Source organism: Streptomyces sp. ST2-7A, from assembly GCF_021390475.1.
In the GTDB taxonomy this organism is placed as follows: domain Bacteria; phylum Actinomycetota; class Actinomycetes; order Streptomycetales; family Streptomycetaceae; genus Streptomyces.
Map to the genome: position 1 here is coordinate 160,902 of NZ_JAJUWS010000005.1, position 13,848 is coordinate 174,749.

Here is a 13,848-nt window from a genome sequence, read left to right on the forward strand (position 1 = left end):
TCCTGTGGCTTGCGCGTGGTGTGCCGGTGAGCCTGACAGCTCGAGAGCGGGGGCGGGGGAACCTGTCGCCAGTCCTTCACCGCCGTCCGGCACCCCGTACCGGGCTCGCAGACTGGGCGGGTCAGGCAACCACCGGACCCGAGCCGCGCACCCGAGGGTGCCGGGAGGTGACGCAGCGTTGAACACCGTGCTGAACATGCCGCGCTTCCTGCTGGACGACGCGCGCGCCATGCGCGACCCCTACCCGGTCTACCGTCGGCTGCGCGAGTACGGTCCGGTCTGCCGGGGCGGCCCGGGACAGTGGGTCTTCCCGCGGCACGAGGAGGTCTCCGCACTGCTCCGCGACCCCCGGCTCGGCCGGGAGTTCCCCGAGGAGTACCAGGCGGTGTCGGTGGGCGAGGGGCCTGCCAACGACTACCTGCGGCGCATCGTCGTCGACCGTGACCCGCCCGGCCACACCCGGCTGCGCCGGCTGTTGGTCAAGTCGTTCAGTCCGGCGATGGTGCGCGGGCTGCGCGAGCCCATCTCCCGGCTCGTCGACGGCTTGCTGGACCGGTTCGCCGACGAGCGCCGCTTCGACCTCGTCGCCGACCTGGCCGTGCCCGTACCAATGACGGTGATGAGCGAGCTGCTGGACGTCCCCCGCCCCGACCGGGCCGACATCGCCCGCCTCTCCACCTCGCTCGCCCAGGCCTTCGCGGTGTTCATCCCGCCGGAGAAGCAGCGCGAGGCGCACGGGGCCGTGGTCGAGCTGCGCGACTACATGGCCCAGCTGGTCCGCGAGCGCAGGCGCAGCCCCGGCGAGGATCTGCTGTCGCGGATGCTCGCCGCGGTCAAGGACGGCGAGGAGCCGCTGACCGACGAGGAGATCATCGACAACGCGCTGTTCGTCTACTACGCGGGCTTCGAGACCACCACCAACGCCATCGCCACCGGCGGCGACCTCCTGGTGCGGCAGCCGCACACCCAGCGGCAGTTGCGGGAGGAACCGCGCATCGTCGGTAGCGCGCTGGAGGAGTTCATGCGCTACGACGCGCCCATCCACGCCACTACCCGGATCGCCCTGGAGCCGATCGAGGTCGCAGGGCTGACGGTCCGCAAAGGACGTGTGGTGGTGCTGCTGCTCGCCTCCGCCAACCACGACGAGCGGGTGTTCCACGACCCGGACCGGGTCGACCCGACCAGGTCGCCCAACCCGCACCTGAGTTTCGGCGGGGGAGCGCACCACTGCCTCGGCGCGGCGCTGGCCAGGATGGAGGGGGCGGTGGTCTTCGAGCGGCTGGTTGCCCGGTTCGCGGACATCGAGTCGGCGGGCGAGGGCGAATGGGAGCCCAGCGCGGGCGGCTTCCGCTTCCCCTACTGGGCCCACCGCAGTGTGCCGGTGGCGGTGCGGCCCGCCTGAGCCCGGTGCGGCAGGGAGCCCGCCGGTGCGGCGATCGCAGTCACCACGAGACCCGTACCGGCGGCCCGCTGTCCGCGCAGGGCCGGGAAGCCGGTGGCGACCGGGTCGAAGACGGGGTCCGCCCGGCGGGCCCGGCGAACACCGCCCGAGACCGGTCGCACCGTGAACGTGCCCCGACCGCGTCCTGGCCCGAGGACTACCTCGGCGTCGTCGAAGCCCAGCCGGCATCCCGTCGCGGGGTACCAGACCTTGTAGTACGCCTCCCCGGCGCCGAAGAGGACCCGGCACCACGGCACATCGGGCCAGGCCGCGCCCAGCTCGGCGAAGTGGGCGCGCTCGGCCGCCGAGGCCACCTGCGCCGGCACCCGGGAGGGCAGCGGCGCGCATGGCTCGGCGTCGATGCCCATGCCGTCGGCGTCCCGGGACCGTGCTGCCGCCGCCCGGTAGCCCCGGCAGTGGGTCAGGGAGCGACCGTCCCGGCCGACCACCGGGGCGCCCCGTCGGTGCCGCGCACCAGCGCGGCGGGCGGGATGCCCGGCTCGGCCAGGCAGGCGCGCCACCCGCCGGACGGTGGCGTACTCCGCGCGGGCAGCAGCGTCCGGATCACACCGGGGACGGCAGTCGTGCGGGCGGTGCCGGAGCTCCCGCCGTACGGGCCGTATCGGAGCGCGCCGTCCCACCGGTCAACCGGACGCCGCCGTCGCCCGCAGTGCCACCTTGTCGATCTTGCCGACCGGGGTGCGCGGCAGCACCGGCAGCTCGCGCACCTCGTCGGGCAGCTTGAACGCCGCCAGCCCCTTGCCCGACAGGTACCGCTTGATCTCCATCAGCGAAGGCGCCTGCCCCGGTCCCCGGCCCGGAACCACGAACGCGAGGACGGCCTCGCCGAGTTCGGCGTCCGGCCGGGCCACCACTGCGGCGTCGTCGATGGCCTCGTGGCCGCGCAGGTGCCCCTCGATCTCGTCGGCCGACACCTTCTCGCCGCCCCGGTTGATCACGTCCTTGGCACGGCCGACGACCACCAGGTTGCCCTCAGGGGTGAGCCTGGCCAGGTCACCGGTGCGGAAGAAGCCGTCGGGGGTGAACGAGGTGCGGTTCGCCTCCGGTGCGTTCCAGTAGCCGTTGATCGTGTACGGGCCGCGGGTGACCAGCTCGCCCACGGCACCCGCCGGTACCTCGTGCAACTCATCGTCGACGAGGCGCAGTTCGTCGAACTCCGACAGGGGGCGGCCCTCGGTTCCGTGTACCACTTCTTCCGGGTCGTCCAGGCGTGTGTACGTGAGCAGGCCCTCGCCGATGCCGAACCAGTTCGTGATGCGGCAGCCGAGCGCGGACTGCGTACGCCTGGCGGCCTGCTCGTCGAACTTGGAGCTGCCCACCTGGAGGAGGACCCCCTTCATGTCCACCGGCCGCTTCGCGGCGACCTTGGACCACAGCGCCGCGAGGGTAGGCACCACGGTGGTGTGGGTGACGCCTTCCCGCTCGATCAGCGGGAACACCTCGTCGGGGGAGGGACTCGCGGTCAGTACCGCCTTGCCACCCACCAGCAGCGCGCCGAGCACTCCCGGACATCCCAGGGCAGCGTTGTGCGCCGCCGGGTTCGCCGCCAGGTACACGCTTTCCGCGCCGAACTCCAGGGCCTGTGCGCAGGCGGCGATGTTGAAGAGGTAGTCGTCGTGCGTCCGGGGTATCAGCTTGGGCTTGCCGGTACTACCGCCGCTGAGCAGCAGGAACGCCACACTCGAGGGATCGACCTCGGGCAGCGGCCCGCCGTCGGCGCCCTGGGCGCGGACCCAGGACAACGGAGTGAGGTCCTCGCTGTCGCCCGCCACGATCACCGTACGGACGCCGGGGAGGGACGCGGCGTGCCGGGCGAGGGCGCGGTAGTCGAAGCCCTGGAAACGGTCGGCGGTCACGTAACCGACCGCCCCGGAAGCCTCGATCAGGTGCCGTACCTCGCTCTCCCGGTGTCCCGGCAGCGCGAACACCGGGATGACACCGGCCCGGAACAGTCCCACCGTGACGGTGAGGAACTCGACGACGTTCGGCAGCTGCACCATGACCCGGTCCCCGGGGTTCACGCCCTGGGCCAGCAGACCGCGCGCGATGTCGTCGGCCTCGGCGCGCACCTCACCATGCGTGATGCGGCGCTTGCGGTCCACGGCCGCGGTCCGGGCGGGGAGGAGCAGTGCCGCTTCCGTCAGCGCGTGGCCCAGCGGCACTCCCCGCCAGATCCCGGCGGCCCGGTAGCGGGCGGCGTCCTCGTCGCTCCACGGCGTGAACTCATTCATGACAGCCAGTGTTCGTCCCGGCCGGGACGCGCCGGCCGGGACGAACAGAGCCGTGAAAGAGACGAAGGGGACCACCGCGATCGCTCATATCGTCACCAGCGTCGCCGACGAGACCCCGGCCCCCAAGACACCCCGCCCAGGAGTGATGGATGAGTCGCCCCCGTACGCTGAGCTGGCTCGACGCACCTCGCGATGACAGCGGTGTGGAGATGTTCGACGAGGCCTCCCACACCTACCGGCCCTACACAGAACTCGCCGATGCGGCGCTCCGGATCGCGGGCGGACTGATCGCGCAGGGCGTGCCCCGCAGGACGGTCGTGCCGCTCCTGTGCTCGACCGGCTCCGACCTCGTCGCCGCCTTCTACGGGGTGCAGGCCGCCGGATGCGTGGTGAGCGTGCTGGCTCCCCCCACCCGGATGTCGGGCGAGGCCGCCCGCGCACACGTCCGCACCGTCGTCGCCGCGGTGGATGCCGGCGCCGTGGTGGTCGACGCCGCCCACCACGACTACGCCGTGGACGTCCTCGCCGAGACCGGGCAGGGCACCCGCGTCCTGCTCCTGGAGGAGCTCGCCGCGGGTGATCCCGGCCAGCGGGACCCCGCCGAACAGGCCCTTGTCCAGTTCACCTCGGGCAGCTCGGGCCGCCCGCGCGGAGTGCGGATCAGCCACGCCGCACTCGACGCCAACACCGCCGCGATCCGCGCCTGGGAGCGTGCGGGGCGCGACGACTCCTGGTGCTCCTGGCTGCCGATGCACCACGACATGGGGCTCATCGGCTGCCTGGTGGTGCCCGTCTCCGGCAACAACCGGCTGGCGGTGTGCAGGCCCGAGACCTTCCTGCGCCATCCGCTGTCCTACGTCACCCGTTTCGACGCCAACCGGGTCGAGCAGCCCGCCACTGTCACCGCCACCCCGGCGTTCGGCCTGCAGCGCATCGTGGACAAGGTCGGCCACGCCGACCTGGAGGGCGCCGACCTCTCCCGCACCCGGGCGGTGATCGTCGGGGCCGAACGCATCGACCCCGCGCTGGTGACCCGCTTCACGGAGCTGATGCACCCGCACGGCCTGTCCCCGCACACCCTCACCCCCGCCTACGGGCTGGCCGAGAGCACCCTCGCCGTCACCGGAGTACCCGTCGAGGAGGTCCCGCGCGCCGTCCTCGTGCACCGGGACGACCTGCGGGTCGGAACGAAGGTGAGCCTCGCGTCCGGGCTCACGGACCGGGCGACGGTCCAGGTGATGAGCTGTGGCCGTGCACTGGAGGGCCTGACGGTACGGGTCGTCGGTGAGGACGGGGAGCCGCTGCCCGAGGGGCACGTCGGCGAACTGGCCGTCTCCGGCTCCTCGCTGGCCGACGGCTACCTCGCGGACGGCTCCGCCGAGGGCACCGCCTTCGTGGACGGGCGGCTTCTCACCCGTGACGTCGCCTTCCGACTGGCGGGTGAGTTCTACGTGCTGGGCAGGCTCGGCGACAGCGTCAAGGTCCACGCCCGCTCGCTCTTCGCCGAGGACGTCGAGCTGATGCTCGGCAGGGCCGGACTCAACCTGAGCAGGGTCTGCGTCGTACTCGGCGAGGCGGACGGAAGCCCGCACGCCGTGGCCGTGCTGGAGGGACTCGACACCCGGGCCGCCGAGGTTGCGGAGGACGTGCTCGCCGCAGCCTGCCCCGGCACCCGCCGGCACGTGGCCCGGGTACCCCGCGGCGCGATCCCCCGGACCAGCAGCGGCAAGAGCCGCCGCCGTCAGCTGTGGCAGCGCCTCAGCAGGGAGCACGTCTTCGACGCGGTGCCCGCCGCGACCGACGGCCCCGCGTGACCGGCCCCTGCACACCACCACCCGACCGGGCCCAGAACAGGAGACCACATGTCCTACTCCAGTGAAGAGGTGCGCGAGACCGTGCTCGCGATCATCGAGCAGCTCGCCCCCGAGCGGGAGCGGTTCGAGGCGGGTAAAGACATGCGTCTGGTCGAGGACCTGGGTTTCCACTCCCTGGCTCTGTTGGAGATGGCGTTCGCGATCGAGGACGACTTCGATCTGCCGCCGATCGACGAGCAGACCGGACGTGCCATCCAGACCACCGAACAGGTGCTCAGCTATGTCCTGAGCCAGGTCGAGCTCCGGACGCCGTCGTGATCGCCGCCGACCCGAGCACGACGACGCCATGAAGAAATGAGGGAGCCACGATGACCGAGGCGATCTTCCTATCGGACCTCACCAAGCGATTCGGCGAGAAGACCGCGCTCGACCGGGTGTCGCTGCGGATACCGGCCGGAACCGTGGTGGGCCTGCTCGGCCCCAACGGAGCGGGCAAGACTACCCTCATCAACTGCCTGACCACGCTGCTGCAGCCCGACAGCGGCACCATCCGCGTCCTGGGCCACGACCCCGGGACCGCCCCGTCCCTGGTACGTGCCAACATCGCCGTCACCGGGCAGTTCGCCGCCCTCGACGAACAGATCAGCCCGCGCGAGAACCTGGTGTTCTTCGGCCGGCTCCTGGGCCTCTGCAGGGGCGAGGCCCGGCAGCGGGCGGGGGAGATGCTGGAGCGTTTCGAGCTGGGCGAAGCGGCGTACACCCCCGTCGGCCACCTCTCCGGCGGCATGCGCCGCCGCCTCGACCTCGCGGTGAGCCTGGTGGTCCCGCGGCCGGTGCTGGTGCTGGACGAACCGACCACCGGCCTCGACCCACGCAGCCGCAAACTCCTGTGGGACATGGTCAGGGCCGAGGCCGCACGGGGGGTCGCCGTCCTGCTCACCACGCAGTACCTGGAGGAGGCCGACCAACTCGCAGACCGCATCGTCGTCATCGACAAGGGGCGGGTCCTGGCGGACGGCTCCTCGGACGAACTCAAGCTCGACGTGGGCGGCCTCATGTGCCGCCTCACCCTGACCGGGGCCGCCGACACCGCGGCGGCCCGCCAGGCCCTCGGCGACCTCCCCGGCGTGACGGCTGAGGGCCACAAGGTCGCCGTGCCCATGGCGCGCCCCGAGGACGTCGGCGCGGTGCTCGGCCGGCTGGACGGCAAAGGGCTGCGGATCGTGGACATCGAGGTGACCAAACCGACACTCGACGAGGTCTTCTTCGCACTCACCGAGCCGATGGAGAAGGAGGGCGCCCGATGAGCACCACGTCCGGCGCACCGGCGCCGCCCGGCGCACCGGCGCCCCCGGGCCGCCCGGCCGGCTGGCAGCACGACTTCCAGGTGCTCTTCGACCGGTTGCGGGGGCGCTCGTTCTCCCGGGGCGGCCTGGTGGCCACCGTGGTGCAACCGCTGCTCTTCTTCGCCATCTTCTACTGCACCTTCGCCGGAATGCTGGACGAGCGGGGCATCGACTTCGGCCGCTTCGTTACCCCCACCGTCATGGTCCAGGCCCTGATGTTCGTGGCCATCGGGAGCGCCACCGACTTGGCCGCCGACCGCTCCAGCGGCGTTTTCTCCCGCCTGCTGACGAGCCCGGTCGACATGCGCGCGATGGGTCTGGCGCATCTGGCCGTGGTGGCTCTGCAAGGTCTCCTGTCCAGCGTCGCCATCGTGCTCGCCGGGCATCTGGCGGGCTTCCGCTTCGACCACGGAGCGCTCGCCGCACTGGGCTTCGTGGTGTTCGCCGTGGCGTTCACCGTGGCCCTGTCGCTGGCCACGGCCACCATCGCGCTGCGCCTGCGCAACCTGGAGGCGCTCAGCGCGGCGCTCCATCTGCCGTACCTGCCGCTGCTGGTGCTCTCCACCGGTTTCGTCGAGGCGGACCTCTTCCCCGGCTGGCTCCAGCCGGTCGTCGCGGCCTCCCCGGTGTCCGCAGTGATCGACGCGCTGCGCGCCCTGTCGACCACCGAACTCACCTGGGGCGCGACACTGCCCGGCCTCGCGTGGGTGGTGGGTCTTCTCGCCCTCTTCTCCCGGACCACGACCGTCGCCTTCAGGAAGGTGGCCATCCGATGACCGCGCAGTCACCGGGGACGGCAGCACCGCCGGTGCCGCCGTCCTTCTCGCCCGACCCGGCCACTCTGGCCGGAGCCTCCGCCGTCATCGCCGGACGGGTGCTCCGCCAGTTCGTCCGGAACCGGATGATGATCATTGTCACCATCGCTTTTCCGCTGCTTCAGCTCTTCATGCTGCTGGCCGCCTTCAGCGTGCTGGTGCGTGACACCCAGGACGTCGACTACGTGCGGCGGCTCGCCCCGCTGATCGTGCTCACCACGGCGTTCTCCTCGGTCCTCACCACGGCGATCGCCCTGTGGAGCGACATCCGCAGCGGGGTGTTCAACCGGCTGCGGGCGATGCCGCTGGACATGCGGGCGTACGTCCTCGGGCGGATCGGCGGCGACTTCGTACGGATCATGGGGGTGGCCGTCCTGGTCACGCTCGTCGCACACGCGGTCGGCTTCCGCTTCTCCCAGGGGCCGCTGGCGGTACTCGGCTTCTTCGGGATCGTGGCGCTGTTCGGGATGATGTGCAGCGCGCTGGCCGTCGCCGTCGCCCTCGTCGCCCAGCACCCCGGCGTCATCGTGCGCTACGTGCAGATGCCCACGCTCGTCCTGACGCTGATGTCCACCGGTTACGTGCCGCTGGAGGCGTTTCCGGGCTGGATCCGACCGGTGGTGAGCGCCAACCCCGTCTCGCTGGCGACCGATGCACTGGCCGGACTCTCCCACCAGGGCGCGCTGACCGCACCGGTACTCGGGACCGCCGCCTGGACCGTGGGCGTCACGGCGGTGTGCACGGCCGTCGCCACGCGCCGCTTCGCGATGCTCGTAAAGCGCGGCTGATCGTGGCGGACATCGTCGTACTGGGCGGGGGAGTGGCCGGTCTCGGCCTCGCGGCCTTCGCAGCCCGCCGCGGACACCGGGTGACGCTCGTCGAACGGGACGGCCCGCCCCCCGAGGGCGGGGCCCACACCGAGGTGGCAGACTGGGAGCGGCGCGGCGTGCCGCACGCCCGCCAAGGGCACGCCCTGCTGGGGCTGGGCATCGGGGTGTTGCGCGAGGAGTGCCCCGAAGCGCTGGCGGAGCTGACCGGCCGTGGTGCGGTCGCCGTGCCCCTGGAGACGGGCGGCGACGACCTCGGCCTGCTCAGCCGCCGGCTGGTCTTCGAGGCCGCGTTGCGCCGTCGTGCCGCCGCCGACCCCTCGGTCACGCTGCTGCACGACAGGGTCACCGGTCTGCTGAGCGCCGGGACGCCGCACGGTGGTCCCCATGTGCACGGGGTGCGCCTCGCGGGAGGCGGAGACCTGGCCGCCGACGTGGTGCTGGACGCCACCGGCCGCAGGTCCTCGGTGGCCGCCTGGCTCACCGCGATCGGTGGCGCCCCTCCCCGGGAGACGGTCCAGTCGTGCGGGTTCTCCTACATCGCCCAGGAGTTCGCGCTGGACGCGGGCGGCCGGTTCCCGTCCCTGCGGGCCCCGGTTGTGCACGAGCTCGACTTCGCCACCGTGCTGGCCTTCCCCGGCGACAACGGCCGCTTCCACATGTCGACCACCGTCTCCTCCCGCGATCCCGTACGGACCCGGCTGCTGGATCGCTCGGTCTACCTGCGGTTCCTGGCCAGCGTGGCTCCGGTGCGCGACTGGCTCGACGGGGCGACGCCGGTCGGCGATCCGATGCCGATGGCCGGTCTGGAGAACCGCCGCCGGTCACTGGTCGCGGACGGAGCCCCGTTGGTCACCGGGTACGCGCTGGTGGGCGATGCCTGTGTACAGACCAACCCCACCTTCGGACGCGGCGTGTCCCTCGCCCTGGCGCATGCCAGGACCGTCGCCGACCGGCTCGGCCGCCTCGACCAGGCCCCGCCGGACTGGGCCCTGGAGACTCACGAGGTCACCGAACAGTGCCTGGGGCTGTGGTTCGAGCAGCAGGTCGCCACCGACGCCGCCAGGCTCGCCGAACTCGCGGGCGGAGCGCACCACGACTCGCTGACCGCCCGCGTCCTCACCGCCCTCGCCGTCCTGCGCGAGGAGGACGCGCACGTGCGCGTCGTCGCCGAGCGCGTCTACCACATGCTGCTCACCCCGGCCGAGCTGATGCGGGACCGCAAGGTGGCCCGCCGGGTGCTCGCGTTCCTGCGCGAGCACCCCGATCTCCGGCGCGAACACGTCGGACCCAACCGTCAGGACTTCGAGCGCCTGGTCACCGGCTGAGCGCCCACAGAAGGGAACACCATGAAGATCACCCTATCCACGGACGTCACGCTGAGCTACAGCACCTACGGCCCCGAGGACGGCCCCGTGGTCGTACTCGTGCCCGGACAGCACCAGGCATCCCTGTTCGAGACCATGCAGGTGCCGCAGCTGACGAAGGCCGGATACCGCGTCGTCACCTTCGACCTGCGCGGTGTGCACCCCTCGGAGGAGACCCCTCCGCCGTACACCGTGGAACTGCTCGGGCAGGACCTGGCCGCGCTCAACGAGGCGCTGGAGCTGGGGCCTTGCAGCTACATCGGCTACTCGGTGGGCGCGATGATCCTGCTGGAGCTGGCGATGAAGCGCCCCGAGTTGATCGAGCGCGCAGCGCTCATCGGGGTCCCGTGGAAGCCGGGCAAACTGCAGCAGGCCATTCAGGCCGAGGCGGTGGAACGGCTCAAGAACGGGCACAAGGTGCCGGCTCTGCTGGAGGGAGCCTTCCGGGCGATGTACCTGTTCGGGCCGCGGGCGCTCAACCGCGACCAGTTCATCGCGCCCTACCTGGACGGGCTGGCGGGTCTCGCGGAGTCGGGCGGACACGGCGCCATCGGGCACGCCGAGGCGAGCACCGCATTCCGGCCCGGCGACGAGGAAGTGGCCGCGGTCCGGGTGCCGTTGCTCGTCGTGGGCATGGAGCACGACATCATCGCGCCCCGGCACCTGTCGCGGGAGCTGGCGGACCTGATCCCCACCGCCGACTACACCGAGATACGCAATTGCGGGCACGCCTCCCTGCTGGAGAAGCCCACCGAGGTCAACGCGCTGGTCGCCGATTACCTGCGCTCGGGCAAGGTCGGCACCCCGCGCGGCTCGCGCCGGCTCTCCGCGGACGGTGGGGGAGAGAGCTGACATCTCCCCTGCACGCGACGTTCCCGGCCTCCGCGAGAGGCCGGGAGCGTCGCCGACCCCCCTATGGTCGGGCCGTGAGCCGGTACAGCCGGTGGAACGGGTGCCCCACGTCGATCACCCGGGTGTCCAGGCCCGCCTCGGCGGCATACCCGCGCACGGTGTCCGGCCGCATCACCGTGCCCGTGGCCGCGCTCGGCGTCCGGCTCATCCCGACCGGCAGACAGTGCAGCACGCTGACCGCGTAGTGGAAGCGCTCGCTGTCCGGCGCCGCCGGGGTGAACCGCTCACCGACGGACGGCTCCATCAGCAGCACCGCACCCCCGGGCGCCATCAGCCGACGGCAGGCCCGGAGCACGTCCACCGGCGCCGACATGTCGTGGAGGGCGTCGAACACGCACACCAGGGTGTGCCCCGCCGACTCGGCTCCCCCGGCCTCACCGGCGTCCCCGGTACGGAAGCGGACCCGGTCGCTCAACCCCTCCGCGGGATCGGCGCCGGCGAGGTTCGCCTCGGCGTCCCTGATCGACGCCTCGTCCAGGTCGACCCCGTGCACCTCGGCGTCGGGGAACATCCGGGCCAGCGCCAGAGTGGAGAGGCCGGAACCGCACGCCACGTCGGCGATGCTGCTCCCCGGTACCCGCAGCCGGGCGTCGATGTCGGGCAGGTGGCGGCTGATCCAGCCGGGGAGGTGGTGCTCGAAGACACCGCGGTTGAGGCCCGCCTGCCCCCCGCGCAGGGCCTCGCCGTAGGCCGCGTACGGAAGGCCCCGACGATCGCGGTAGGCGTCCACCAGCTGCGGCAGCACGGCCGCCATGCCGCCGATGGGCATCACGACCAGCGGGGCGATCCAGTTCGGGCTGTCGGCGTCGAGTAGCGCTTCCGCGTGGGCGGACGGCAGCGTGAAACGCCGGGTCTCCGGCTGTGCGCCGGGTGCGTCGACGGTCAGCACACCGGCGCAGGTCTGCTGTTCCAGCCACTCCCGCACCATCCGGGCGTCGAGGCCGCTCTCCTTCGCCACCCGTGCGGCTGTGGCGGGGCCGGTGCGGCGCAGGGCTTCGTACAGGCCCAGTTCCAGGCCCAGGTAGCAGGTCATCAGTTCGGCCGAGGCGAGCCCGGCGCCGAACAGCCGCAGGGAGAACGCCTGCGTGGAGTCCGCCGCGGGCGCGGCCGGCTGCCCCCGCCGGGCGGGGGAGGGGTTGCGGAAGGCGGGAGCCATGGCGGTCAGAGGTGGGCGAGAACGTTGACGACGTTGCCGTCGTGGTCCCGATAGAAGAAGCGCCGTACGCCCCACTCCTCGTCATCGGGTCCGTACAGGATCTCCAGGCCGGCGGCACGAGCCCCCGCGAGAGCCGCGTCCAGGTCCTCCACCTCGATGGAGGCCACCGGGTTCACCGGCCCGGTGGGGTCCTTGGTGATCAGGCTGACCTGCACGGAGTGGTCGGCCGGCGGAGCGAGGGTGACGATCCAGCCGTGATTCATAATCATTTCCATTCCGGTGATCCGGACATAGGCTTCCACTGCGGAATCGAGATCGCTCACCGTGAGCAGCGGCATCGCGCGGAGTGCAGACATGTGCGCCAGCGTAACCAGCGCTCCCCGCCGCCCCGGGGGCCTTTCCGCCCTCTTTCACCCCCGCGTCGCGGATCCTTGGGTGGCCGTACGTTCTCCCCGCATCGGCCTTCTTGCGCGTGAGGGCGCGCCGGCCGAACTCGCCAACCCCGAAGGAGGACTGACGTGGGACTCGTCACCGCGACCGGTACGGCCATCCCGGAATCCAGGCTCGCGGAGCTGGGTGAGGCGATCAGGGGACGGACCATCACCGCGCAGGACGCCGACTACGACGAGCGCAAGCAGATCTGGAACGGCTACTTCCAGAAGAATCCCGGGGCGATCGTCCAGGTGGACGGCGCATCCGACGTCGTCAGGGTCGTCAGCTTCGCGCGTGAGAACGACATCGAGCTGGCCGTCAAGGGCGGCGGCCACTGCTTCGCCGGCACCGGCACCGTCGAGGGCGGACTACTGCTCGACACCTCCCGGCTGCGCGGCATCCGGGTCGACCCGGCCAAGCGCCGCCTGGTCGTCCAGCCCGGCCTGGAGCAGGGCGACGTCGATGCCGAGACCACCGGCTTCGGGCTCGCCGTCACCGGCTCTCAGGAGTCGTACATCGGTATCGGCGGCCTCACTCTGGGCGGCGGCCTCGGCTGGCTCGCCCGCTACCGGGGTCTACTCGTGGACAACCTGGTCTCCGCCGACATCGTGCTCGCCAGCGGTGAGCTGGTGACCACCACCGCGCAGGACCACCCCGACCTGTTCTGGGCGATCCGGGGCGGCGGCGGCAACTACGGCGTGGCCACCCGCTTCGAGTTCGACCTTCACCCGCAGGGCGACTGCATGGCGGGGCTACTCGCATTCCCCATCGACCAGACGGTGGACGTGGCCCGGCGGCTCGACGAGTTCAACCGGACCGCCCCCGACGAGCTGACCACCTCCTTCGCCTTCCTCACCGCCCCGGGCGGTGCGCCGGCGATCGGCCTGGGCTTCGTGCACGCCGCTCCCGACGACTCCACCGAGGACCTGGTCGACCGGATGCGCGGCCTCGGCACCGGTGCGCTCCTCGACCACTGCGGCCTGATGCCGTACGTGGCCGTGCAGCGGATGCTCGACGAGAACACCGTCGCCGGTCACCGGTACTACCCGCGCTCGTTCCTGCTGCCCGAACTGCGCGACGAGCCGCTGCAGATCCTCGCCGACGGGTTCGTCAACGCCCCGTCCGAACGGAGCTTGGTCGGCGGCGGTCTGATGGGCGGTGTCATGTCGAACGTACCGGCGTCCGAGACCCCCTTCCTGCACCGCGAGGGCTACCTGACCAGCATCCTTACCTCCTGGACCGACCCGGCCAAGGACGAGGAGGCCGTCGAGTGGACCGAGAAGGTGTACTCCGAACTCCTGCCGTACACCACCGGCGCGGTCTACGCCAACCACCTGGGCGCGGACTCCGCCGAGCGCATCGAGGACGCCTACGGCTCCAACTACGAGCGGTTGACCCGAATCAAGGCCGTCTACGATCCCGAGAACTTCTTCCACACGAACAACAACATCAAGCCGGCGACCTGATCCAGGCGGGCCTGCCTGCG

Annotated in this window: 14 protein-coding genes; 9 read left to right on the forward strand and 5 right to left on the reverse strand. The window is 71.7% G+C overall.

The window, feature by feature from the left end; all coding sequences use genetic code 11:
• Positions 1 to 187 precede the first annotated feature (187 nt).
• A complete protein-coding gene (locus LZF96_RS05035) occupies positions 188 to 1,402 on the forward strand; it encodes a cytochrome P450 (RefSeq protein ID WP_308294148.1) in 1,215 nt (404 codons plus the stop codon).
• On the opposite strand, the gene LZF96_RS05045 is transcribed toward LZF96_RS05035, so the two are convergent.
• The 3 genes from LZF96_RS05045 to LZF96_RS05055 form a co-directional block, all read right to left on the reverse strand.
• Complete coding sequence (locus LZF96_RS05045) at positions 1,357 to 1,809, reverse strand: 4'-phosphopantetheinyl transferase superfamily protein (RefSeq protein ID WP_233865984.1); 453 nt, start codon at positions 1,807 to 1,809, stop codon at positions 1,357 to 1,359. The two genes, LZF96_RS05035 and LZF96_RS05045, sit on opposite strands and share 46 nt — an antisense overlap.
• 53 nt (positions 1,810 to 1,862) lie before the next feature.
• Positions 1,863 to 2,009, reverse strand: coding sequence for a hypothetical protein (locus tag LZF96_RS05050; RefSeq protein WP_233865986.1), 147 nt, complete (start codon positions 2,007 to 2,009; stop codon positions 1,863 to 1,865).
• Between the two features lie 76 nt (positions 2,010 to 2,085).
• Positions 2,086 to 3,693: a (2,3-dihydroxybenzoyl)adenylate synthase gene (locus LZF96_RS05055; protein WP_233865988.1), complete on the reverse strand. Its 1,608-nt coding sequence runs from the start codon at positions 3,691 to 3,693 to the stop codon at positions 2,086 to 2,088.
• A 149-nt stretch (positions 3,694 to 3,842) separates the two neighbouring features.
• On the opposite strand from LZF96_RS05055, the gene LZF96_RS05060 reads away from it, so the two are divergent.
• Genes LZF96_RS05060 through LZF96_RS05090 form a run of 7 tightly spaced genes read left to right on the forward strand, consistent with a single transcriptional unit; the run spans position 3,843 to position 10,714 of the window.
• On the forward strand, positions 3,843 to 5,507 hold the full coding sequence (locus tag LZF96_RS05060; RefSeq protein ID WP_233865990.1) for an AMP-binding protein: 1,665 nt from the start codon (positions 3,843 to 3,845) through the stop codon (positions 5,505 to 5,507).
• A gap of 48 nt (positions 5,508 to 5,555) precedes the next feature.
• Positions 5,556 to 5,825: a hypothetical protein gene (locus LZF96_RS05065; RefSeq protein WP_233865992.1), complete on the forward strand. Its 270-nt coding sequence runs from the start codon at positions 5,556 to 5,558 to the stop codon at positions 5,823 to 5,825.
• Between the two features lie 50 nt (positions 5,826 to 5,875).
• Positions 5,876 to 6,814: an ATP-binding cassette domain-containing protein gene (locus LZF96_RS05070; RefSeq protein WP_233865994.1), complete on the forward strand. Its 939-nt coding sequence runs from the start codon at positions 5,876 to 5,878 to the stop codon at positions 6,812 to 6,814.
• Positions 6,811 to 7,629, forward strand: a complete 819-nt coding sequence (locus tag LZF96_RS05075) for an ABC transporter permease (RefSeq protein ID WP_233865995.1) — start codon at positions 6,811 to 6,813, stop codon at positions 7,627 to 7,629. The genes LZF96_RS05070 and LZF96_RS05075 overlap by 4 nt, the downstream gene beginning before the upstream one ends.
• On the forward strand, positions 7,626 to 8,456 hold the full coding sequence (locus tag LZF96_RS05080) for an ABC transporter permease (protein WP_233865996.1): 831 nt from the start codon (positions 7,626 to 7,628) through the stop codon (positions 8,454 to 8,456). The genes LZF96_RS05075 and LZF96_RS05080 overlap by 4 nt, the downstream gene beginning before the upstream one ends.
• Before the next feature lie 2 nt (positions 8,457 to 8,458).
• Positions 8,459 to 9,823 carry an FAD-dependent oxidoreductase gene (locus LZF96_RS05085; RefSeq protein ID WP_233865997.1) on the forward strand — a complete coding sequence of 455 codons (1,365 nt, stop codon included), beginning with the start codon at positions 8,459 to 8,461 and terminating at the stop codon, positions 9,821 to 9,823.
• Between the two features lie 21 nt (positions 9,824 to 9,844).
• Positions 9,845 to 10,714 (forward strand): alpha/beta fold hydrolase, encoded by an 870-nt coding sequence (locus LZF96_RS05090; protein ID WP_233865998.1) that lies wholly within the window; start codon positions 9,845 to 9,847, stop codon positions 10,712 to 10,714.
• 61 nt (positions 10,715 to 10,775) lie between these two features.
• On the opposite strand, the gene LZF96_RS05095 is transcribed toward LZF96_RS05090, so the two are convergent.
• Both LZF96_RS05095 and LZF96_RS05100 read right to left on the reverse strand, forming a co-directional pair.
• Positions 10,776 to 11,930 (reverse strand): bifunctional 2-polyprenyl-6-hydroxyphenol methylase/3-demethylubiquinol 3-O-methyltransferase UbiG, encoded by a 1,155-nt coding sequence (locus tag LZF96_RS05095; RefSeq protein WP_233866004.1) that lies wholly within the window; start codon positions 11,928 to 11,930, stop codon positions 10,776 to 10,778.
• A 5-nt stretch (positions 11,931 to 11,935) separates the two neighbouring features.
• Positions 11,936 to 12,286, reverse strand: coding sequence for a VOC family protein (locus LZF96_RS05100; RefSeq protein ID WP_233866006.1), 351 nt, complete (start codon positions 12,284 to 12,286; stop codon positions 11,936 to 11,938).
• A 162-nt stretch (positions 12,287 to 12,448) separates the two neighbouring features.
• Between LZF96_RS05100 and LZF96_RS05105 the strand changes: the two genes are divergently transcribed.
• Positions 12,449 to 13,828, forward strand: coding sequence for an FAD-binding oxidoreductase (locus LZF96_RS05105; RefSeq protein ID WP_233866007.1), 1,380 nt, complete (start codon positions 12,449 to 12,451; stop codon positions 13,826 to 13,828).
• The last annotated feature ends 20 nt before the right edge of the window (positions 13,829 to 13,848 follow it).

What these genes read in the sequence shown, in the direction of transcription:
- LZF96_RS05090 (WP_233865998.1), top strand. Translation starts at nt 9,845, where the DNA reads ATGAAGATCACCCTATCCACGGACGTCACGCTGAGCTACAGCACCTAC.
- LZF96_RS05065 (WP_233865992.1), top strand. Translation starts at nt 5,556, where the DNA reads ATGTCCTACTCCAGTGAAGAGGTGCGCGAGACCGTGCTCGCGATCATC.
- LZF96_RS05075 (WP_233865995.1), top strand. Translation starts at nt 6,811, where the DNA reads ATGAGCACCACGTCCGGCGCACCGGCGCCGCCCGGCGCACCGGCGCCC.
- LZF96_RS05055 (WP_233865988.1), bottom strand. Translation starts at nt 3,693, where the DNA reads ATGAATGAGTTCACGCCGTGGAGCGACGAGGACGCCGCCCGCTACCGG.
- LZF96_RS05045 (WP_233865984.1), bottom strand. Translation starts at nt 1,809, where the DNA reads ATGGGCATCGACGCCGAGCCATGCGCGCCGCTGCCCTCCCGGGTGCCG.
- LZF96_RS05100 (WP_233866006.1), bottom strand. Translation starts at nt 12,286, where the DNA reads ATGTCTGCACTCCGCGCGATGCCGCTGCTCACGGTGAGCGATCTCGAT.
- LZF96_RS05095 (WP_233866004.1), bottom strand. Translation starts at nt 11,930, where the DNA reads ATGGCTCCCGCCTTCCGCAACCCCTCCCCCGCCCGGCGGGGGCAGCCG.
- LZF96_RS05060 (WP_233865990.1), top strand. Translation starts at nt 3,843, where the DNA reads ATGAGTCGCCCCCGTACGCTGAGCTGGCTCGACGCACCTCGCGATGAC.
- LZF96_RS05080 (WP_233865996.1), top strand. Translation starts at nt 7,626, where the DNA reads ATGACCGCGCAGTCACCGGGGACGGCAGCACCGCCGGTGCCGCCGTCC.
- LZF96_RS05070 (WP_233865994.1), top strand. Translation starts at nt 5,876, where the DNA reads ATGACCGAGGCGATCTTCCTATCGGACCTCACCAAGCGATTCGGCGAG.